The sequence below is a fragment of the Myxacorys sp. genome, from assembly GCF_059501405.1.
Map to the genome: position 1 here is coordinate 54,651 of NZ_JCACCM010000175.1, position 21,647 is coordinate 76,297.

13 protein-coding genes are annotated in these 21,647 nt (G+C 51.1%); 12 read left to right on the forward strand and 1 reads right to left on the reverse strand.

Annotation, left to right across the window (positions count from 1 at the left end; genetic code table 11):
- Positions 1 to 498: 498 nt before the first annotated feature.
- The 11 genes from AC5I6P_RS25030 (at position 499) to glmM (ending at position 18,298) form a co-directional block, all read left to right on the forward strand.
- The gene (locus AC5I6P_RS25030; RefSeq protein ID WP_495696489.1) at positions 499 to 5,133 is read left to right on the forward strand and encodes a PAS domain S-box protein; all 4,635 of its coding nucleotides are present in this window, start codon (positions 499 to 501) and stop codon (positions 5,131 to 5,133) included.
- A gap of 73 nt (positions 5,134 to 5,206) precedes the next feature.
- Complete coding sequence (locus tag AC5I6P_RS25035; RefSeq protein WP_495696490.1) at positions 5,207 to 9,442, forward strand: GAF domain-containing protein; 4,236 nt, start codon at positions 5,207 to 5,209, stop codon at positions 9,440 to 9,442.
- Between the two features lie 87 nt (positions 9,443 to 9,529).
- On the forward strand, positions 9,530 to 10,201 hold the full coding sequence (locus AC5I6P_RS25040) for a phosphoribosyltransferase (RefSeq protein WP_495696491.1): 672 nt from the start codon (positions 9,530 to 9,532) through the stop codon (positions 10,199 to 10,201).
- A gap of 36 nt (positions 10,202 to 10,237) precedes the next feature.
- A complete protein-coding gene (locus AC5I6P_RS25045; protein WP_495696492.1) occupies positions 10,238 to 10,531 on the forward strand; it encodes a hypothetical protein in 294 nt (97 codons plus the stop codon).
- Positions 10,532 to 10,886: 355 nt separating this feature from the next.
- On the forward strand, positions 10,887 to 11,420 hold the full coding sequence (gene fraC, locus AC5I6P_RS25050) for a filament integrity protein FraC (protein ID WP_495696493.1): 534 nt from the start codon (positions 10,887 to 10,889) through the stop codon (positions 11,418 to 11,420).
- A gap of 26 nt (positions 11,421 to 11,446) precedes the next feature.
- Positions 11,447 to 12,487 (forward strand): DUF5357 family protein, encoded by a 1,041-nt coding sequence (locus AC5I6P_RS25055; protein WP_495696494.1) that lies wholly within the window; start codon positions 11,447 to 11,449, stop codon positions 12,485 to 12,487.
- A gap of 111 nt (positions 12,488 to 12,598) precedes the next feature.
- Positions 12,599 to 13,402 carry an ABC transporter permease gene (locus AC5I6P_RS25060; protein ID WP_495696495.1) on the forward strand — a complete coding sequence of 268 codons (804 nt, stop codon included), beginning with the start codon at positions 12,599 to 12,601 and terminating at the stop codon, positions 13,400 to 13,402.
- 191 nt (positions 13,403 to 13,593) lie between these two features.
- Positions 13,594 to 15,489, forward strand: coding sequence for an ATP-binding protein (locus AC5I6P_RS25065; protein WP_495696496.1), 1,896 nt, complete (start codon positions 13,594 to 13,596; stop codon positions 15,487 to 15,489).
- A gap of 167 nt (positions 15,490 to 15,656) precedes the next feature.
- Positions 15,657 to 16,265 (forward strand): DUF3177 family protein, encoded by a 609-nt coding sequence (locus AC5I6P_RS25070; protein ID WP_495696497.1) that lies wholly within the window; start codon positions 15,657 to 15,659, stop codon positions 16,263 to 16,265.
- Between the two features lie 110 nt (positions 16,266 to 16,375).
- Entirely contained in the window at positions 16,376 to 16,675 is a 300-nt protein-coding gene (locus AC5I6P_RS25075; protein ID WP_495696498.1) for a DUF7734 family protein, read from the forward strand.
- Positions 16,676 to 16,774: 99 nt separating this feature from the next.
- Complete coding sequence (gene glmM / locus AC5I6P_RS25080) at positions 16,775 to 18,298, forward strand: phosphoglucosamine mutase (protein ID WP_495696499.1); 1,524 nt, start codon at positions 16,775 to 16,777, stop codon at positions 18,296 to 18,298.
- Positions 18,299 to 18,353: 55 nt separating this feature from the next.
- Here the strand turns inward: glmM and AC5I6P_RS25085 are convergent, their stop codons facing one another.
- Complete coding sequence (locus AC5I6P_RS25085) at positions 18,354 to 19,565, reverse strand: glycosyltransferase (RefSeq protein WP_495696500.1); 1,212 nt, start codon at positions 19,563 to 19,565, stop codon at positions 18,354 to 18,356.
- Between the two features lie 431 nt (positions 19,566 to 19,996).
- Between AC5I6P_RS25085 and hpsL the strand changes: the two genes are divergently transcribed.
- The gene (hpsL, locus tag AC5I6P_RS25090) at positions 19,997 to 21,640 is read left to right on the forward strand and encodes a hormogonium polysaccharide biosynthesis protein HpsL (RefSeq protein ID WP_495696501.1); all 1,644 of its coding nucleotides are present in this window, start codon (positions 19,997 to 19,999) and stop codon (positions 21,638 to 21,640) included.
- Positions 21,641 to 21,647 lie beyond the last annotated feature (7 nt).

A 21,647-nucleotide genomic window follows, 5' to 3' on the forward strand; every position in this document is an offset into this window, starting at 1 on the left:
CATCTTTAATAAATTTTAAGACAATCGCGTTAGCTTAGAAAACTTGCTTTAGGTGGAACTGGGCGAATGGAACCGCACAATGCGTACTGATTTGACCATTTGTTGTGGGTCGCTTCTGAAGCGAGCTTGACTTACTCACCTTACAACTTACTCACCTTACAATAGACGAGAGCTTCTAACTTTCGGTAGACAACCCACGACAACATCTGTGTACGTCATGCTTTGGTTTGTGTGGTCTAATGCAAAGATAAATAGATTCGGGCCCAGTCGATCGCTCAAACAGCGTGAGTTTATCAGCTTGCTTCAGTAGCTTCACGGCCTGACTGAATTGCCTTAAGAGCAGGTGTAAGCGCTTCTAAGGGTCACCTTAATCGGAGAAGTCACCTCGTCTCCGTTGGTGTTGAGGCAGATTAGATAAGCTTGGCGATTTCTCCTCAGTAGCCCTATAGGTTAGCAGCTATGGCTGGTTCGGCATTTTACTAGATTTAGAGAGGAACTGTGATCGACGGCGGAAAGACAGCAGAAATGGATAGCCTATTTGCGGGCGAGGGCGAAATCCGGGCAATGCTGCGGGCACGCTTCGGGGGTGGCAATGCTGACGGGTCGCAACCCTCAATAGGTGTCGTCAGCGAGTGGACGCAAAGCTTACGAACCGCCGTCAGCCTCTGCTTGGGGTCTCCGCAACCGATCGCGCTTTGGTGGGGACGCGACTACCTGTGGTTCTACAACGATGCCTATTGCCTTCTAGAACCGTCGAAGCACCCTCAGTGTTTGGGTCGTCCGGGGCGCGAGTGTTGGGCAGAGGATGGCAATAGGATGGCTTCTCTCTTAGACAGCGTGCGGGAAACGGGCGCGTCTACTTGTTTAGAAGATGTTCAACGAATCGTCACTCGGAATGGCTATGCCGAGGAGACCTACTTTACCTTTACTTACAGCCCCATTCAAGATGAGAGTGGAGGGATCGGAGGCGTATTCTGCACTTGTACTGAGACGACAAAGCGAGTGCTGAGCGATCGCAGGCTAAAAACGTTGCGTGAACTGTCTGCTAACACGGGTCAGGCAGAAACGGTGAAATCCGCCTGTACGCTGATTGTAGAAACCTTGGCGCAAAACTCCTATGACCTTCCGTTTGCGTTGCTTTATGTGGTTAAGGCTGAGGGCAGTCGAGCGTATTTAGCGGGCACAGTGGGAATGGAGCCTGGAACGATCGCGAGTCCGCAACAGGTAGACTTAGCGACGGCAACAGATGCTTGGCATTTGGCGCAGGTCAAAACCACAGGTCAGGCTCACCAAATCAATGGATTGACGGCTCAGTTGGCAGCCCTACCGGGAGGCGGATCGGAGGATGCGCCCGATGCTGCGATCGTCTTGCCCTTACGCCCGTCAGGACCAAGGCAGCCAGTCGTCGGACTGCTAGTGCTGGGCATTAGTCCTCGACGAGAGTTTGATGACGATTATCGAGGCTTCTTTGATTTAATCGCCAGTAACGTCGCTACGGTCATTGCCAATGCTAATGCTTATGAAACGAAAATTACTGAACCCAAGCTAGCTGAAATAGCACTTCAACGCAGCGAAGAACGCTATCGGGCATTTATTGGGCAAAGCTCGGAAGCTATTTGGTGCTTTGAATTGGAAAAACCAGTGCCGATTTGCTGCTCCGAAGACGAGCAGATTGAGCGCTTCTACCAACATGGCTATCTGTCAGAGTGTAACCAGGCGATGGCGCAGATGTATGGGGTTTCTTCACCTCAAAGTCTTGTTGGAGCAAAGCTCAGCGCGTTTCTGGTTCAGTCAGACGCCCACAACACTGACTATCTAAAAGCCTTTATTGAGTCAGGCTATCGGCTGATTGACGCCGAATCTTATGAAGTTGATCAATTTGGCAACCCCAAAGTTTTTTTGAATAACCTGGTTGGTGTCATTGAAGATGGAATGCTAGTGCGAGCCTGGGGCACTCATCGGGACATCACGGAACGCAAACAGGCAGAGCAGCGCTTGCAGCTTTACGCCAGCGTCGTGCGCAACGTCCAAGTTGGAATTGTGGTCTGGCAGCTAGAAGACCTGTGCGATTGCGGCTCCTTCCGGCTGCTCATTGCGAATCCGGCAGCATCGGCGGCTACAGGGGTTGATTTTGAGTCCCTGATCGGCACGACGATGGCAGAGCATTTTCCGGCTCTCGTGCAATCGCCTCTGGTTCAACGGTATGCCGAGGTGGTGCAAACGGGGCAAGCGATCGATTTAGGAGAAGTGCAATATGGCGAGGACGGCATTACCGCAGGAACGTATAGCTTGAAAGCGTTTCCGCTGCCCAACCAATGTTTGGGATTAGCGTTTGAGAACATTACCCTGCGGAAAGCGATCGAAGCCCAGTTACAGGAGAGCCAGCGCTACAGCCAGCAAATTGCTGAAGCCATGCCCGGTATTTTGTTTGTGCATGATCTGATCGAACAGCGCTCTATCTACACCAATCGCCAAATTACCGATTTGTTAGGCTACACCTCTGAGCAAGTTCAGGCAATGGGGTCAGATGTGATTCCGACCATTATTCACCCCAACGATTTAGAGCGCGTCTACGCTCACTTTGAAAATTTCCGTGAAGCTCCAGAAGGGGCGGTGCTGAGTATTGAATATCAGGCTCACCATGCTGATGGCGAATGGCGCTGGCTCTATTCTCAAAGTGTTGTGTTTAACCGCACTGTAGATGGGATACCTCATCAAATTTTGGGGGTCTCAATCGATGTGAGCGATCGCAAGCAAGCCGACCAAGCGTTGCGGGATGCTCATGTGCAGATGGAGTCTGCTTTGGTAGCTGGAGAAATTTACACCTGGCGGTTTAATATCCTAGAGAACTGCATCACCGTCAATGCAGCCTTCGCTCACCTCTTTGCCGTTGACCCAACCCAAGCGGCGACAGGGCTACCGCTGGAGCAGTTTATCAATGCGATCCACGAGGAAGACCGACCTCGTATCTTAGCGGCCATTCATCGCACGATCGAGACAGGCGAGGAGTTTGTCTCAGAGTACCGTGTTCAGACGGTGACGGGCGAGGTGCGTTGGGTTGCCGCGCGAGGTCGAGTTGAATATGACTCGCAGGGCAGACCCGTCGCCTTTCCTGGCGCACTCGCTGACATCAGCGATCGTAAACAAGTAGAAGAGTCTTTGCGTCAGAGTGAGGCACGCGCCCAGCTTGCGATCGGAGTGGGTCGTTTAGGAACGTGGCGCTATGACCCTAGCACGAACCTCGTCGAGCTAGACGAGCGGATGCGCGAGATTTGGGGTGAGCCACCTGACGTGGTGGTGTTGCCGCTCTCAGTCACGATGGAGCGCATTCACCCGGATGACCAAGCGCGTGTCGCAGAGGCGATTGGCGCGGCGCTCGAGCCTGGTGGTTTGGGGGTTTACGACATTGAGTACCGCATCGTGTGGGCTGATCATACCGAGCGCTGGGTGTTAGCAAACGGGCTGGCGCAATTCGAGGGGGAAGGGTCGTCCCGGCGGGTAGCAAGTTTTATCGGAACCGCGATCGACATCACCCACCATAAACAGACCGAAGAAGCACTGCGGCAACGAGAAGCAGAACTCCGTGTGATCACCAACACTTTGCCTGTCTTGATCTCGTTTATAGACTCAGAACAACGCTACCGCTTTAACAACCACACCTACGAAGAGTGGTTTGGTCATTCTGCCACCGAAATCTATGGCAAGCATGTACGCGAGGTCTTAGGGGAAGCGGCTTACGAGGTGATTCGTCCATATATTGAACAGGTTTTGTCAGGACAGCAAGTCAGCTTTGAAGCTCAAGTGCCTTACGCGGTCGTTGGCACTCGTTACGTCCTGGTCACGTATGTTCCTCGCTTTGGTGTTCCTCGCTTTGGCACTCAAGGAACAGTTGAAGGTTTTGTCGTGCTAGTCAACGACATTACCGAAGCGAAGCGTGCTGAAGCGGAGCGTGAGCAACTGCTTGCCCGTGAACAAGCCGCACGAGAGCAAGCCGTTGCTGCCAACCGCATCAAAGATGAATTCCTGGCGGTGCTATCTCACGAACTGCGCACGCCAATGAATCCGATTTTGGGCTGGTCAAAGCTACTGCGCGCTGGCAAGTTGGATGCGCTGAAAACGGCTCATGCGCTGGAGACGATCGAGCGCAACGCCAAACTGCAAACCCAACTGATTGAGGATCTGTTGGATGTCTCTCGGATTCTGCAAGGCAAACTCAACCTCAAGATGACTCCGGTCAAGCTTGAGGCGACCCTTGAGGCAGCACTCGAAACCCTGCGACTAGCAATAGAAGCCAAGTCAATTCAAGTTCATACCCGACTAGAGCCAATCGCCGGGCAGGTGTTAGGAGATTCTGCTCGCCTCCAGCAAGTGATCTGGAATCTTCTATCTAATGCTGTCAAGTTTACGCCTGAAGGCGGGCGGGTAGAGATTCGGTTGAATTACACTGCTTCGCACGCTCAACTCCAAGTCAGTGATACGGGCAGAGGCATTGTCGCATCCTTCTTGCCGCATGTGTTTGAGTACTTCCGTCAGGCAGATGGAACGACGACTCGAACGTTTGGCGGTTTGGGGTTAGGACTCGCGATCGTGCGGCATCTGGTTGAACTGCACGGCGGCACGGTTGGGGCTGAAAGTGCCGGAGAGGGGCAGGGCGCAACCTTCACGGTTAAACTGCCTCTGCTCAAACAAGAGGAAACGATGCAAAATGAAGTGCTGTCTTCCTCGACTTCCTCACCCCATCCCCTCAGCCATCTCCGCATCTTGCTAGTCGATGATGACACCGACACGCGAGAATTGAGTGCCTTTATTTTGAGGCAGGCGGGGGCGACCGTCACGTCCGTTGGCTCTGCGACCGCTGCTCTAGCCGCGCTGCCTCAAACTAAACCCCATGTGCTAGTGAGCGACATTGGTATGCCAGAGATCGATGGTTATGGGTTGATTCGGCAAATTCGAGCCATGCCGCAGGGCGAGCAGATTTTAGCGATCGCGCTCACCGCCTACGCTGGAGAAATCAATGCTCACCACGCGATCGCGGCAGGGTTTCAACGGCATCTTTCTAAACCTGTAGAGCCGGAGATGTTGATCGCCGCGATCGCGGCGTTAGCGACACAGCTTAATCGCGAGACAGACTAGTTTGATGACTAGTCATCAAAGTGAATCTCGTCCTTGCTGCTCTAGATTCTGACTTAACCGTTCCCTTAACGCTATGACTGAAGCCTTGCCAAAGCCAACCTTGACGACCGCTCCGCTACCCATCAACGAGGCGGAACGGTTAAAGGCACTGCGACGATATCAAATTCTCGATACTCCGCCTGAAGCTGGCTTCGATCGCATTACGGCCTTGGCAGCACGTCTGTTTGATATGCCGATTGCCTTGGTGTCTCTGATTGATGAATCGAGGGCCTGGTTCAAGTCGTGCTATGGCTTTGACCTTCGCGAAGTCCAACGGGATGCTACCATTTGCAGCTTTGCTGTGTTGTCTAACGATGTGTTAGTGATTCCGGACACCCGCCAAGACGATCGTCTCACATGCAATCCATTCGTGCTGAATGAACCGGGACTGCGCTTCTATGCAGGCGCGCCTTTGCTCACCCAGGATGGCTATACCCTAGGCACGCTCTGTTTGCTTGATACAAAACCGCGCCCTGCCCTCACTACTGATCAACAAGCCACGCTGCTAGATCTAGCAGCAATGGTGGTCGATGAGCTAGAGCTACGGCTCGCCGCGCGTAAAATAGCCCAAATTGATGCTGCCCTGTTAGAGGTGACTCAGGGAGTCGCTGCCGTCACAGGCGAGGCGTTTTTCTACGCCCTAGTTCAACATTTCACAAAAGTTTTAGGGGCAGACTACGCCTACATTGGCTTATTAGCTGAAGAAAATTTAGACGCGATTCAAACGATCGCTGCTTGCGCCCACGATCAGATCATCGATAACTTTGCCTACTTGTTGAAAGACACTCCCTGTCAAGAGGTGATTCGGCAGCGAAAAATGTGCTGCTATCCCAAGGGTGTGCAAGCCCGCTTTCCCAATGCTCCCTTATTAAAACCGCTGAACATCGAAAGCTATATCGCCATTCCGTTTTACGACTCCATTGGCACGCCCCTAGGACTGCTAGGCGTAATGCATAGCCAACCCCTTGAAAACGTCCAGCTTGCCGAGACGTTGCTTCCCATCTTTGCGCTGCGGATTGCAACTGAGTTAGAGCGCCAGCAAACTGAGTTGGCACGGCAACAGGCGCAAAGACAGTTAGAACATCTAGTTGAGCAACGCACCGCTGAGGTCTCCAACGCCAACAAATTGCTTCAGTTAGAAATTGTTGAGCGACAGCAAGCCCAAGCCACCCTTCAGCAGGAACAAGAATTACTCCAGGCCCTGTTGGATAACGTTCAGGCAGGCATCGTAGCGTGTAATGCTGAGGGAGTTCTGACCCTATTTAACCGGGCCGCCCGAAAATTTCACGGACTGCCAGAGCAACCGCTGCCGCCAGAGCAATGGGCAGAGTACTATGATCTCTACCTGCCAGATGGCAAGACGCAGATGCCTAAAGCCGAGATTCCGCTGTTTCGCGCATTGCAAGGACTGCCGGTTGACAACGTTGAAATGGTGATTGCGCCGAAGCACGGAACCGCTCGGACGCTGCTCGCCAGTGGGCAAGCGATTCGCACAAAGCGCAACTCTGGAAGCGCAGATGCCCAAGGCGCGGTGGTCGTCATGCACGATATTACAGAGCGCAAACAAGCTGAAGCAGAATTGCTAATTTCAGATGCGGCGTTGCAGCAGATGCCAGATGCCATTTTGTTAACCGACTTAGAGGGCAAAATTCAACGCTGGCTGGGCAACGCCGAACAGATTTTTGGCTACACGGCAGCAGAAGCGATCGGCAAACCCGTTCACTTTCTCCATCATCCCGACATCCAACCTACGATGACGGCTGAGATCATTCGGTCGATCAAGGAAACTGGAGCCTTTAGCGGTGAAATTTCCTGTCGGCGCAAAGATGGCTCGGCACTACCGATCGAAACGACTGCAAAGACGGTGTACGACGAAGCCGGGAACCCGCTCTTTTTGGTGGGCATCAACAAAGACATTACAGAGCGCAAACAAGCCGAAGCCGAACGCGCTCAACTGATTCGAGAGCAAACTGCCCGCCTAGAAGCAGAAGCCGACCAGCGGCGATCGACATTTTTAGGGGAAGTCACGATGGCACTGGCATCCTCGCTGGAGTATGAACGCACTCTGGCAAGCGTTGCCGATTTGGTCGTGCCATTCTTTGCCGACTGGTGCGCGGTGGATCTGTTGCAGGACAATCAATCCATTCATCGGGTAGCTGTGGCTCACTGTGATGCAGAGAAGGTGAATTTAGCCTGGGAACTGCATCGGCGCTATCCTAGACAGCTTGATGAGGCAGAGGGAGTATCCAAAGTTTTACGAACCGGACAAGCAGAAATCGTGGTTGACATTCCAGATGCAATGTTAGAGCGGGTGGCTCACGATGCAGAACATTTGAGTCTTCTGCGCGAACTCGGTTTGAAGTCTTGCATTGTCTGCCCGCTAATAGCCCGGGGACAGATTTTAGGAGCCATTACGTTTGTGACGGCTGAATCCGATCGTCGCTACAGCGGATCAGATTTGACAATGGCAGAAGATATTGCTCACCGAGCCGCGATCGCGATCGACAATGCTCGCCTTTTCCAAGACGCTCAGCAGGCCCAACAAGCCGCCGAAGAGTCAGCCGAGCGAGTCAACCGTCTTCAGTCTGTGACCGCTGCCCTGTCTGAGTCACTCACACCAGCCCAAGTGTCTGAAGTCATTGTGGATCAGGGCATTGCTGCCTTGGGTGCGAACTTTGCGATGATTGCCCTGCTCAACGAAACCGGCACTGAATTAGAAGTGGTTCGCGCTGTTGGGGGAACCGCCAACCAGTTTGAGGGATGGGAGCGGTTTTCTCTCAATGCCCCCATTCCCTTAGCCCAAGTCGTGCGGACTGGGGAACCGATTTGGGCGGAGCCTTCAGCCGCACGCGCAGTCCGCTATCCTCATTTAGCTAAGCACTATGCTCAGCACAATCTTGGGGCGTGGATCTCAATGCCCCTGATGGTAGAAGGTCGGGCCGTCGGCGGCATGTCTTTTGGGTTCGGCGAGCCGCAACAGTTGAATGAAGAGGATCAAGCGTTCATTCTGTCGCTGGCGCAGCAGTGTGCCCAAGCGATCGCGCGCACCCATCTTTATGAAGCAGAACAAACTGCCCGCAGTCAGGCTGAAGCGGCAAACCGAGTCAAAGATGAGTTTCTCGCGGTGCTGTCTCACGAACTGCGAACGCCGCTCAACCCGATCTTGGGCTGGTCAAAGCTGCTGCGCGGCGGCAAGCTGGATGCCACGAAAACGGCTCATGCGCTCGATACGATCGAACGGAATGCCAAAATGCAAGCGCAGCTGATTGAAGATTTGTTAGACATTTCCCGGATTCTACAAGGCAAGCTGCATCTCACGCCGACTGCCGTTGATCTGGCAGAAACCATTCAAGCGGCGATTGAAACGGTGCGATTGTCTGCGATCGCCAAATCGATTGACCTTCAGTTTGAAGAAACGGCTGATCAAACGTCTCCCGGCTCCAAGATTCAAGTTTCGGGTGATGCGGGTCGCCTCCAGCAAGTCATTTGGAACCTCCTGACCAACGCGATTAAGTTCACCCAACCCGGAGGACGAGTTGAAATCAAGCTGTTCTCAGTAGTGGGAGACCATCTCGGACACGGGACAACGGCCAAATATGCTCAAATCACCGTGAGCGATACTGGCAAAGGCATTAACCCTGACTTTTTGCCCCATGTGTTTGATTATTTTCGTCAGGCAGATAGCACGACCACTCGAAAGTTTGGCGGATTGGGGTTGGGGCTTGCGATCGTGCGTCATCTGGTCGAACTGCACGGTGGAACAGTTCAAGCAGATAGTCTCGGCGAAGAACTGGGCGCAACCTTGACCGTCCGGTTACCCCTGATGAAGACAGATGACTCAATCAAAGATGATGTCCCTGTCTCACGCCTCATGACTCCTGCCCCGCTGCTGACCAATCTTCGGACGCTGGTGGTCGATGACGAGGCAGATTCTCGCGAATTGGTCGTCTTCATTCTGGAGCAGGCAGGGGCAATTGTTACCGCTGTGTCTTCCGCCGCCGAAGCATTGCTTGTTTTTGGACAAACGAGGTTTGATGTGTTGGTCAGTGATATTGGAATGCCCGATATGAATGGCTATGCGCTGATCCAACAAATCCGCACTATGCCTCACGGTAAAGACGTTTTGGCGGTCGCCCTGACGGCTTATGCGGGAGACCACGATCGACAGCAAGCGATCGCAGCTGGATTTCAGCATCATGCCCCGAAGCCTGTAGAGTCAGAGGCATTGATGTGGGCGATCGTGAATCTGGTCAAACAGCACCAACGTTAGTCCAACGCCCCTAATTTGCAAATGGCACCACATCCGTTGCTGATCCACCTATGCTAAAGATAAAGCTGCTCTCAATGAGGAGGTGTTATGCAACTCTTCCAAAGTGCTCAAAACCCGATTTTATTTAGCGATCGCGACACGGCTGGAGTGCAACTGGCTCAAGCCGTTTTACAAGAAATGCAAACCGTGACCGAGCCGCACCGGAGCATTGTCTATGCTTTGCCAAGGGGTGGATTGCCGGTAGCGTTGCCAGTGGCACGAGCGCTCAGGTGCCCGCTGGATGTGTTGGTAGCGAAAAAGATTACTCGTCCAAGTGACCCGGAATTGGCGATCGGGGCCGTGACCGCTGATGGGCACATCATCCGAACCCCGACTCGGCTCTCGATTGGTCCAGATGAATGGCAGGAAGTGGTGGAACGGGCACAAGTCAAAGCTCAACAGCAGTTAGCGCAATTTGCTCAGCGTCCCGGTTTGAGCGCAGAAGGCGCGATCGCGCTTCTGCTCGATGACGGGATTGCAACGGGAATGACGATCGCAGTGGCGACGAAAGCGCTGCGAGAGCAAAATCCTCGTGAGATCTGGATTTGCGCTCCGGTGGTGCCTGAGTCGATGATGGATGTGCTAAAGGAGTGGTGCGATCGCGTGATCGTGCTGGCAACGCCCGCTCGGTTTCTAAGCGTGAGTCGGTTTTATCAGTCTTTTCCTCAACTTTCGACAGAAGAAGCCCTTGACTACTTGAACAAGAGTACTCAAGCCTGATAAACCTTATATAGAGGCAAGTTGACGGAGAGACCGATGAGGCTGTGGCGCAATTTCTGGTTTGGGTTGAGTATGGGGCAATACAATCCCCCTCAGTTGATTGAGACGATCATGCTGGCGTTGTCGATGGTATTGTTTGCCGTGTGGCTTGTGATTCCAGCATCGCCCTATTTACTGTTGGGGTTGATTTACACGATCGGCGCTTGTGCCTCGATTTTGGTGAGAGAAGCCCGAGTTTCAGAGCCTCGTCCTCGCCCGACTCAGGTAGCGGCTACGGTTCTGTTACTGATTAGCTTGTACGGCGTTGCCGATCTGATTCGTAACTCCTGATCTGGCTGTCAGAAGCCGTTCTGCCAAGGGAATGAACTGAGTCGAGATTGAACTAATTTGGAGGTCATCTGGCATTGATCGAACGCTGCCCGTCCATGCCAGATGTGCGATGCCAGATGTGCGATCGCTGTAGGCTCATTTATTCGTATAGACGCAGAGACGGTTATTCAGATGTCCCCAGATGTGCGGATTGCAGAAGGCTCCATGAATGCATGATTATTCTCTATCCTTTATGAAATAGCACTACCCCAGCTTCTTAGTTTTGTCAGTCAAGCAGCATCTCCACACCTAAATTTGTCCCAAACTGTCCAACTCACCGTAGAATCTTGATGTCTAGCATGGGGACAGGTTGCCAATGTTCACGGATGTGTTGCCCTTACGAGCAATTTTGTTTCAGCTACTATTTATTGTGCTAGCGATCGCTATTGAGTCGATCGTTCTCCAAAAATATTTAGGAATTGGTCAAAAAACCAGTATTCAGTATGCCGCCACTGCGAACCTGGCATCACCAGTTGTCGGATGGCTAATCTTCTTTACAGTAGAGTCGTCGCTGCCACCGAGTTGGCGAGTGCAGTTAATTGGCTACATTTTTTACGATCGCATCAACAGTCCCGCTCTCTTAATTGGACTTGCATTCAGTATCTTCATCGGCACATTTCTACTCAAGGTTCAGACAATCAACTGGCTAGATCAGATTCTAGGAATTCGGAAACCGTCTACTGTTGAAGTCCAAGACCCGATAAAGTTTAGAGGACGAACGGCGCATCGCCAGACCTTTTCCGAGCTTCCGAACCGAGCTTTAGCTGTGCTTTTGGCAAATGCAGCCAGCTTTAGTGCAATTACCTTCCTCATCGCCGTCCGTACCATTCTCCCGCCTACCAATTACTAAATAGCCGCCGAGATTCTCCACGTCCCATGTTCCAATCTATGAGAGATATTTTCGATCAAATTCGCAAACGGATGCAGCCTCCCCAATGGGCATCCTGGCAGACTCTCATCTTTTTGAGCATTTTTTCGGCTGTGGTCGCCGCGCTGACCTCCCAAGCACCACCGCAAATTGCAGAGAGAATTATTTCGTCCTTGGGCTGGGTCTTTCTGATTTTGGGGACGTGGTGGTTTGTTTACGAACCCGACGTGAAGAAAAAGCTGAAGCTCTACGAGCTTTTTATCGGGCCTTGGATTGTCGGGGCACTAATTTGTATCTACCTATTTGGAACTTGGGAAGGAAGAGCGATTCCAGCACGCACGGCTTTTGTGAGCTGGCCTCCGATTTCTGCGATCGTCTGGTCAATTCCTAAGTTTATTCAGTCCGATCCCAAAACCAAAAGCCCCATTTACACCACTCCAACTCCCGCTAATCGGCAAAACATCATTCTGGTCTTACTCGCTAACCTGCTCATTAGCTGCTGGTTTCAGTTGTATTTTGAAGTGCAAGATTGGCTGACTGAGTATCCTAGTTTTCGAGCGCAAGGATTTGAGCAAAGTGCCTTTGTGAGAGAACTGCAACCGCCTGAGAAACGCCTTGAGTTGTCTCGCGGAGTTGACTATTTGGATGCTGCCGAAAAAGCGCTCAAATCGCAGCTTGAGGGCAAACCCTGGGCAGAGGTCGAGCGGTGGCTGTCGAATTTAGATCAAGAATTCCCGACAATACGAGATGAGGCATTTGCCCAACTGCCACGCATTGCCGAAAATCAGTTATGGAATCTCACTGCCCGCATTACATCCGATGCATATGACCTGAAGATGCAAGCAATGTGGCAGGGGCCCAGTGCCCGTAACGCAGCGTATTACCTCACGAAGACCTGCCGCATTGCTCAAGCTCGGCAAGTCAGTACGCCTGAGCAGCTTAAATTCAATTCTCCGGCTCCCCCAGCGATTTCGGCACGGCAAATTCGGTCATTGGGAACGGTGCAATGTGGAGCGGCGAGTTCTCCTGACTCGCTTCCACAGCCTTAAGCTGAAACACAGAAAAAACTGAAGCGATTTTAGAAAATCCCAGTATCGTGTTGGAGAGATGTGCGCCGTTGCGTCTCTTCCTATATAGAACTGGATAGAACTGAAACCGCGATGAATAGAAGCGTAGGCATGGGTGTTGGTGGCACGTTTGGACGAATTGGGACGATCGCAACGAATGTGTTTCGAGAAGTCATTCGCGATCGCGTTCTCTATCTCGTAGGGTTTTATGCGGTAGCCATGATTCTTGCCTACCGATTGCTGCCCGAAATTGCCGCAGCGACCGAGAAAAAAATCTTGCTCGATCTAGGGCTTGCCACCATGTCGGTGCTAGGTCTAATGATTGCCATCTTTGTGGGAACCAGTTTAATCAACAAAGAAATCGAGAAGCGGACGGTGTTCGTTTTAATTGCCAAACCAGTCAGCCGCGTTGAATTCATCATTGGGAAGCATTGGGGCTTATCGGGGGTACTTGCCGTTCTAGTCACCGCGATGACGGCCATCAATATGGCGATTTTACAGGTCGCGAACGTGCCCTTCTCTTTGCGAGACTTATTAATTTCGTCTAGCTTTCTGTTTTTACAACTGTCGCTGATTACGGCGATCGCGCTCAGTTTTGGAGTCTGCACGAGTTCACTCTTAGCGACGCTTTTTACATTCGGTGTCTTCTTAATGGGTCAGTTCAGTCAAGATATTGTCAAGTTTGGCAAACTCGCTAAAAATCCTTCAATCGAAGCGGCAACTCAGGGCTTATATCTTGTGCTACCTGATCTTTCGCGACTCGATCTTAAAAATCAGGCCGTCTACAATCTAATTCCTAGCCCAGATGTGTTGATTGTCAACGCGGGCTATGCCGTGCTGTATATTGTATTTGTTCTCGCGATCGCGTCTCTCCTATTCTCCGCCCGCGAATTTTAACCGCTGCGATTCCAAATCCTCTTCACACGCATCTTCTATTAATCAGGCTTTTAATAAGGCTTTAATCAAGTCAATCATTAGATTGTCCTAAGCGGTCAGCAGATCTCGGTAGGATGGTTGATAGTTGTGTTTGGGCTGAAATGAGTATTCTTACCCTAGGTTCTGTCTACGTCTTAAACGCGCCTTGATTTATGAATTTGCATCTGCATCGTGCAATTCAAGACTCTGCGATCGAGTTGTCCTTACAACAAGTTTTGCTTCGGGGCAACCCATCAACAGACTGCCTTGTGGCTGAACTTTGGGTCGAGCGCTATCTCAACGGGTTGCACCTACAGTTAAGCGAAGCGCTGAGCAATAGCATCTTGGAAACCGACTCCAAACCTGTCCTGGAAGATGAGGTTCTCAAGACGTTTGTTCACGCCTTGAGCCGTGGGTTAGATGGAGAGATAATTGCGATTGCCAAACCGACGACTCACCCTGATCAGGTTGTCATTTACCACACAGCAGGAGCTTTGCACTGTAGTCCTCCAAGCCTTGCTCACCAAGTCATCTCGCTCGATCGCGACAGCCTCCTCACCGTCGCAGAGTTGACGTTACTAGAGCAGACTCAGTGGCAGACCGCTTGGCATATGGTCGATTGTCAGGGTGAACTGGGGTGGCTTATTACTGCACCGTCGAAGCTAGAACTTACAGCCATCGAAGATCGATTTCTGCCCCTGCGATCGCACCTCATTGCTCGGGCGATCGCACAAACTATTCCGATGCTGCGTCAAGCCCAGCAGATACAGCACCTGAGCGAACATTGCAACAGCCTGCAAGCCGAAAACCAAACCCTCATCCAAACCAGCAAACTCAAAAGCGAGTTTCTTGCCAATACCAGTCATGAAATTCGCACACCGCTTAGTTCGATCTTAGGCTTCACCCATCTATTACGGGAGCAGGGCTATGATGCTACAAACCTCCGCCATCAAGACTATCTCAAGATTATTCTCAGCAGCGGTCAACATCTTTTAGCACTAATTAATGACATTCTTGACCTGTCTAAAATTGAAGCGAATCAGCTTGACTTGCAGCAAGAAATAACAGAGGTGAAGCCGGTCTGCGAAATCGCTCTCAAACTGGTTCAAGAAAAAGCGAGTGATAAGAGACTTGCCCTCAAGCTGGATGTTGCACCGGACATCACGACCATCATTGCGGATCCATTGCGCCTTAAGCAGATGCTGTTTAACTTGCTCTCTAATGCGCTGAAATTTACGACACACGGATCGGTTGGTCTAACGGTTCGCTCCAGTGACGGCTATATGCAGTTCACCGTTTGGGACACAGGTATCGGAATTTCGGACGAGCAGCAGCAGCTTTTATTTCGTCCCTACGCTCAGTTAACAAACGCGAATCGTGGCGAAGGGACAGGGTTAGGCTTAGCGCTGACCCAAAAATTAGCTGAATTGCATGGCGGTTGGGTGCGGGCAGAATCTGTGTTGGGGCAAGGATCGCGCTTCACGATCGCGCTTCCCCTCAGTAAACTTCAACCGAGGCAGCCTGATGTAGAATCTGCCCTCTTCTCTACGTCCTCTCTTCTCGCCGCTTCGTCACCCGCTTTGACGCCGTCCGCTCCTTCAGAGTTGCGCGGACCACTAATTGCACTCAACCGAGTCTCCAATCCTATCCCTTCGCATCATATTCTTTTAGTCGAAGATAATATTCCTAACGCTCGCTTGATGATGACTTTCCTCGGCAAATTGGGCTACAAAGTTGCTTGGGTACAAGACAGTCGTGAAATGTGGCAATCCCTCAAGCAAGCCCTGCCCGCGATGATTTTGATGGACATTCATCTTCCAGGGGCCGATGGGCTGAGCCTTACACGAGAGCTTCAGGCACAAGAACGCTATCAGTCGATTCCGGTGATTGTGCAAACGGCAATGGCAATGAAAGGCGATCGCGAACGATGTTTAGAAGCGGGAGCCAGCGATTATGTCTCAAAACCCATTGATTTAGCCGTATTAGCAAAAACAGTCGCAAAATATAGTCTCGCTCAAAATACAGGTCTCACTCAAAATACAGCTGTAAGCGTTGAAGAGCAAAAATGAACTTGTTTTTCTCAATTCATTTTTCTCAATCTACTGCCAGTAAAGATGTCAGTAAAGAATCGATTTTTAAGCTTTCCTCTATACTGAATGAGCTAATAACTTAGTTCTCTTTACTCACTCCTCCTCGCGAAAGCGGGGCAATGCCCTCCCTCATTTTTCCGATTTCTATGCAGGACGCCCCTTCTTGGTTATCTTCACTCGTTTGGACTGACTATCGTTTAGCAGTCTTATTTACGGTCATCATTCCATTGGTGCTGCTGATTTGGGCATTTGTGCAACGCTCCGAAGCAATTCAGCGCTTGATGATCATCTTTTGGCGAGTATCGAGTCTGCTAACAATCACGGTGTATCTGCTAATTGGAGCGTTTCCGATTGGGTTTGCGACCGGGTGGCTTGCTCGAATCTTAATTCCAATTTCCCTTTGGTTTTGGGCCGATTTAAATGAAGAAATTCGCGATCAGCCGTCTAGTCCACTGCGGCTCTCTGTTACCTCATGGCGTTGGGCAGTTTCGGCCTACTGTGTGCTGGGCGTTTTAGTTCAAATCCCCATCTATCTTCGGTGCGCTCTGCTGTCTAGTCAACAGCTCCTCTCGGATGCCTCTTGTCGAGCGTGGCTGACTCCGCCCTGGCTGTTGCGCGAATACCTTCATGCTGGAGCGAGACCGTACTTTTTGGGATTTTTAGGGCTGATTGGCTTAGGGATCTACATGCTGTACTTGGGGTATTTTGTCTTCTTTCGCTTGGGCAAACGCAAACGCTCAGCAATGGGCAATTAATAATGAGCAATTAATCGAGTTGGGCAGTTTCAAACTCAACTTTTCTGCCTAAAGCTCCCCTTACGTCCTTCATCTAAAGTTAACCTTTTTGTAATTGTTTCATGCATCTCATGAATACTCCAATTGGGCGTCGCTTAGAGCAATATACAATCAAGCGTCCGCATGAAGTTTTGCTGGCATCGATTCGAGTAGACGGGCAACCCGATCAAGTCGCTATCTTTAAAGGATTTTCAAGTTCGTTGATGAATCCAACCTCGTTTGATCCAGATATTCCGGTTTTGCCAGATCATGCTGAGATAGACACGGTAGATCGATTAGAAAGCCCTTACAATCCAAAATCTCCCCGCTATATTGAGCAGGGGCTAAGTTGGAAGGCATTTGAGCCGTTATTAGCGGCGGTAGGGGTATAGCGATTTGCTTCGCCAAACTCCGAAGGGGTTCGCTCAGCGAAGTCCGTTGGATCGCAGGGTTAACAAATGATTGATGTTGTGTGAGGAAGATAATTCGCTATGGTTTCATTGCCGCAACGGACGGAAGTAACTCGCTCCTCAAGCGAACCAACAGACTTTGCTTTGCGAACTCCTTCGGAGCTTGGCGGAGTCAGTCGGGTCATGACAGGAACGCATTGGGAAACGCTCAATTTGCCCACGTCTGCTTTGTTTGGAACTGATGGAATTCGCGGAAAAGCAGGGGAACTGTTGACCGCTCCTCTGGCGATGCAGGTTGGGTATTGGGCAGGTCATGTGCTGCGATCGGTGGCAGCGTCGCCTAACGAATCGCTCGGTAACTCTTACCCAGTCATTCTCGGACAAGACTCGCGCAATTCTAGCAATATGCTGGCAATGGCCCTTTCGGCAGGCTTGACGGCATCGGGTCTAGAAGTTTGGGATGTGGGGTTGTGCCCCACGCCAGTCGTCGCGCATTTAGCGGCCATGACCGACGCGATCGGCGGCGTGATGATTTCTGCTAGTCACAATCCGCCTGAAGATAACGGCATCAAGTTCTTTAGCACGAATGGCACGAAATTAAATCCAGAACTCCAGCAGCAAATTGAGACGTGTTTGCGGGGCGATTTAGGTACGATTTCCTCAGCTAATCATTCCTGGGGAAAATATCTCCACCGCTCCGAACTCGTCAATGATTATTTAGCGGCGATTCAACAGCCATTGAAGACGCAGACCGATCGGCCTCTCTCGGGTTTGCGAGTCGTGTTAGATCTGGCGTGGGGAGCCGCGACCCGTCATGGGGCTGAAGTGTTTCGCTCCTTGGGTGCAGAGGTGATTTGTTTACACGAAACCCCAGACGGCGATCGCATCAACGTCAACTGCGGTTCAACCCACCTCAACTTGCTCAAAGCTGCCGTTCAGGAGCAAGCAGCGGATCTGGGATTTGCCTTTGATGGGGATGCCGATCGAGTCTTAGCGGTGGATGGTCAAGGCAGAACTGTTGATGGTGACTACATTCTGTATCTCTGGGGTCAAGATTTGCTTAAAGCAGGCAAGCTACCCGGCAATACGATCGTCTCTACCGTTATGTCTAACCTAGGATTTGAACGGGCTTGGCAGCAACTTGGCGGTCATCTAGTTCGAGCGGCGGTTGGCGATCAGTATGTTCATGCAGAAATGGTTCGCTGGGGGGCAATGCTGGGCGGTGAGCAATCTGGACATATCCTCTGTCCCCACTATACGGTGAGCGGCGATGGCTTACTAACTGCGTTGCATGTCGCGTATTTAGTTCAGCAGTCCGGCGCGACGTTGGCAGAGTTGGTTGATGGTAGTTTCAAAACTTATCCGCAAATTTTAAAGAATGTGCGAGTTGACGATCGCGATCGCCGACTGAATTGGCAAGCCTGCGATCCGGTGACTCGTGCGATCGCTCAAGCGGAAGCGGCGATGGGTGAGCAAGGACGCATTCTCGTCCGGGCTTCTGGAACCGAACCCGTGATTCGAGTCATGGTTGAAGCCGAGAGCATGGAACTCGTCACCAAATGGACGAATCAGTTAGTTGCCTTGGTAGAGCAGCACTTGGCATAAATAAAAATGAGGCTGAGGGTCATCTAACCTTCAGCCTCATTGCAATGCTCAGTCTTTATCGAACATCCGTCACTCGCCAACTGAGTTTGAGGTTAATCCAAAAATTCCAGAAGGTAACAATGGCGATCGCGAGCGGTTTTGCGATAAATTCGCTCAGATGAAGCACATCATGCATCCCACTCACTAACAGAGCTTGAAGAATGATCCCCATCAAACAAATCGTGTTGAATTTGAGAAATCGCTTTAAGCGCTGACGTTTCTTTGGCTGATGTTGCGCCACATCACCAAATGTCCATAGATCGTTCCAACAGAAATTATTAACAACAGCGATTTCGGCAGATAGTATCGTGCTGCGAGCAATGCCTAGATTAAGGGATGTGCGTAGAAGATAGAACGCGAGCATATCGACGACAAATCCGCTCAAACCCACTAAGCCAAAGCGCAAAAATCGCCCGAGTTGAAATCTTTCATTTAAGCGGCTAATTCGCCCACGAGAGCGCAGCTTTACCAAATGCGCCAAATATTCAACGTACTGCTTCCAGGTGACCTTACTTTCACCCTCTTGTCGTTCTTGGAAGACATAGCCGACTTCAGCAATCCGCTCAACATCGCCGCGACCAATGACTTCTAGCAGAATTTTGTAGCCGAGCGGATTGAGCAGACACTGGGCGATCGCGCTGCGCCTCACCAAAAAGTAGCCACTCATCGGGTCAGACACGCGCCCCACGACGTTAGGCAAGATGATCAAGCCGATCAACTGCGCCCCCCGAGAGAGCAGTCGTCGAACGAATCCCCAATCGCTCGTTCCGCCGCCTTCGACATGCCGACTTGCCACCGCTAAGTCTGCTCCGTTCCGCACCGCTTGCAGCAGTTTCAGCAGCACTTCGGGTGGATGCTGCAAGTCTCCATCAATGACCCCTAATATGTCTCCTCGCGCCACTTGCCAGCCTCGGATCACCGCTGTTGAGAGTCCCCGCTCTGTTTGCCGACGCATAACCCGCAGATGCGGATAGTTAGGTATAAGCTGTTGAGCGATTTCCCATGTGCGATCGGGGCTGTTGTCATCTACCACGATTAGCTCGTAATCGTTGGGCAAGGCATGGTCAAGCAACTGGGTCAAAATCTGAACTATCTGCTGAACGTTCTTGCTTTCGTTGTAGGTCGGAACGATGAGCGAAAACGAGACAGCCTGCCCTGAAGACACGTCAGAGATTTGATACGGCCCCGTTGGGACAGACAACAACGCGTTGGATAAGTCGAGATTCATGGTCGATTAAGCGTTCAAAGAGCGGCAAAGCGGGGACTAGATTTTATAGAAAGTGTAAACTTCACTTCATAAGACTACAAGTTTAGACGTATTGTGCCTTAGAAATCTGTTCTCACGTGACAGACATCTGAAACTAGAGCGAAACCTACTGCTTCTCGAACCTTACCGTCAAGCATCTCAGCTAAGCATTCCCCCCAAGCATTAATATGCTGCCGTGCTAAAAGCAATAGAACGACAAATTCTCCGTAGCTTTACTGATGAATGCCATATAAAGCGGTAAAAAGCTTATGAAGTATGCGGACTATAACCAATTCCGAAGTGCCAATACTGGTGTTTAATGCTTCAAAACTGACCCGATTTCAACCAACGTGCAGTGTTGAAGCAATCAGCCTGCTCCTTTGACCGCTGCTTTATTGCTTCGCCTCTCTACTATGCCAAAGTCAAAGCCAAAGTCAAAACATTCGTCTAAGTCGGCTTCTCAAGATGGCTCAACGCTGAGTCTCAAAGAGCAGTTGGCGCAGAAACGCAATGCCGCGCAAGCCCGCAAGGAAGCGATCGGGTTCATCTCGATGGCAGTCATGGTGGCGATCGTGGCGGGCATGATTTTAGCGATCGTAGCAGGGGTAAAAGGCGCGATTGGGGGATTCGTCGCCATCCTAGCGCTCTTACTCTCCTTTAAATTTCCGTGGCAAGCGCTCTATGCATTCTTAATCTACATGCCGTTTGGTGGAACGATTACCTACGCTGTGGGAGGTGAAAATCCTTTATTTCAGCTTGCCAAAGACGGGATGTTTATCCCAGCGCTCATTGGTGTAGTGCAGTACTGCAAGCAGCAGAAGCTGCCGCTCATTGTTGCGAAGTCATTGACGACGCCGTTTGCGTTGATGTTTGCTTATTGCATTCTCGTTTTACTGTTTGTCAATGGCACTCAGCAGTTTACAGGTCCGCCCACGGAAAAGCCGATCGCAATGGGAATGCCCACGGAAAAGCCAATCGCAATGGGAATTTTGGGCTTGAAAGTGCTGCTTGGCTATGTGCCTCTCATTCCTTGCGCCTACTATTTGATGCGGAAGAAGCAAGATGTCTACTGGCTCATGCGGATGACAGCAATTTTAGTGATCATCTGCTGTGGCTTAGCTTTTTTGCAGTACATGTTTCTCAAAACAGGACGGTGTGCGGGCACAGTTGGGTCAGGGGCAGCCTTGTTCAAGGCGTCGCTGTCAGCTCGATGTTTGGTCGGGGGGTCGCTGCTCTACAGCGAAGAACAAGGCGTGATTCGGCTACCAGGAACATTTGTCGCGCCTTGGCAGTGGGGATGGTTTCTGATTTCGAGCGCCTTTTTTAGTTTTGCTGTCACCTTCTTCGATCGCAATTTGATCTGGAAAGTGATCGGTGGGGTGGCGCTGCTTGGCACGATGATTATGGCGGTGTTGTGCGGACAGCGAATTGCGCTCATGCTGGTTCCGGCAATGATTGTGCTGCAAGTGATCACAACAGGACAAGTAGCAAATCTGAAGCGATTTATCCCGATTGGCATTGGGGTGGCGTTTGTATTGATGATCGCGATGGCATCTAATCCAGAAGTTGCACAAGAACGCTGGGAAAGTGCTGTAGGACGCTGGAATGCGTCGCCACCCGATGCGTTCATTGCTCAACAGTTTGGGAACGTATCTAAAGGGGCAACGCTGTTAGGAGCAGGGTTAGGACGGGCGACGAATTCTGCGCGAGCGTTAGGGAAAACGGAGCTAATTGAAACATACTATCCAAAGGTCATGTTTGAGATTGGGCCGATTGGGGCACTACTGTTTTTAGGCGTCGTGACTTCGCTAACGTTTGCCTGCTTTAAAGCGTATCGGCAGGTGCGCGATCGCAACTTACGCGGCTACGGCGCATCGCTTTGGACGTTCGTTTTATTTATTAGTTACAACACGTATTACTATCCGCTTGATGTTGATCCGGTGGCAGTCTATTACTGGTTTTTTGCAGGCATTGTGTTGCGGTTGCCGTATTTAGATCAACAAGAACCCATTATTGAAGAAGCCGATCCTAAAAAGAAAAAGAAGAAACGACGGTAGTTATTAA

Bases quoted from the DNA above. Each gene is read 5' to 3' on its own strand.
- AC5I6P_RS25035 (WP_495696490.1), top strand. From the start codon at position 5,207: ATGACTGAAGCCTTGCCAAAGCCAACCTTGACGACCGCTCCGCTACCC.
- AC5I6P_RS25065 (WP_495696496.1), top strand. From the start codon at position 13,594: ATGAATTTGCATCTGCATCGTGCAATTCAAGACTCTGCGATCGAGTTG.
- hpsL (WP_495696501.1), top strand. From the start codon at position 19,997: ATGCCAAAGTCAAAGCCAAAGTCAAAACATTCGTCTAAGTCGGCTTCT.
- fraC (WP_495696493.1), top strand. From the start codon at position 10,887: ATGTTCACGGATGTGTTGCCCTTACGAGCAATTTTGTTTCAGCTACTA.
- AC5I6P_RS25070 (WP_495696497.1), top strand. From the start codon at position 15,657: ATGCAGGACGCCCCTTCTTGGTTATCTTCACTCGTTTGGACTGACTAT.
- AC5I6P_RS25060 (WP_495696495.1), top strand. From the start codon at position 12,599: ATGAATAGAAGCGTAGGCATGGGTGTTGGTGGCACGTTTGGACGAATT.
- glmM (WP_495696499.1), top strand. From the start codon at position 16,775: ATGGTTTCATTGCCGCAACGGACGGAAGTAACTCGCTCCTCAAGCGAA.
- AC5I6P_RS25085 (WP_495696500.1), bottom strand. From the start codon at position 19,565: ATGAATCTCGACTTATCCAACGCGTTGTTGTCTGTCCCAACGGGGCCG.
- AC5I6P_RS25075 (WP_495696498.1), top strand. From the start codon at position 16,376: ATGAATACTCCAATTGGGCGTCGCTTAGAGCAATATACAATCAAGCGT.
- AC5I6P_RS25055 (WP_495696494.1), top strand. From the start codon at position 11,447: ATGTTCCAATCTATGAGAGATATTTTCGATCAAATTCGCAAACGGATG.
- AC5I6P_RS25045 (WP_495696492.1), top strand. From the start codon at position 10,238: ATGAGGCTGTGGCGCAATTTCTGGTTTGGGTTGAGTATGGGGCAATAC.
- AC5I6P_RS25040 (WP_495696491.1), top strand. From the start codon at position 9,530: ATGCAACTCTTCCAAAGTGCTCAAAACCCGATTTTATTTAGCGATCGC.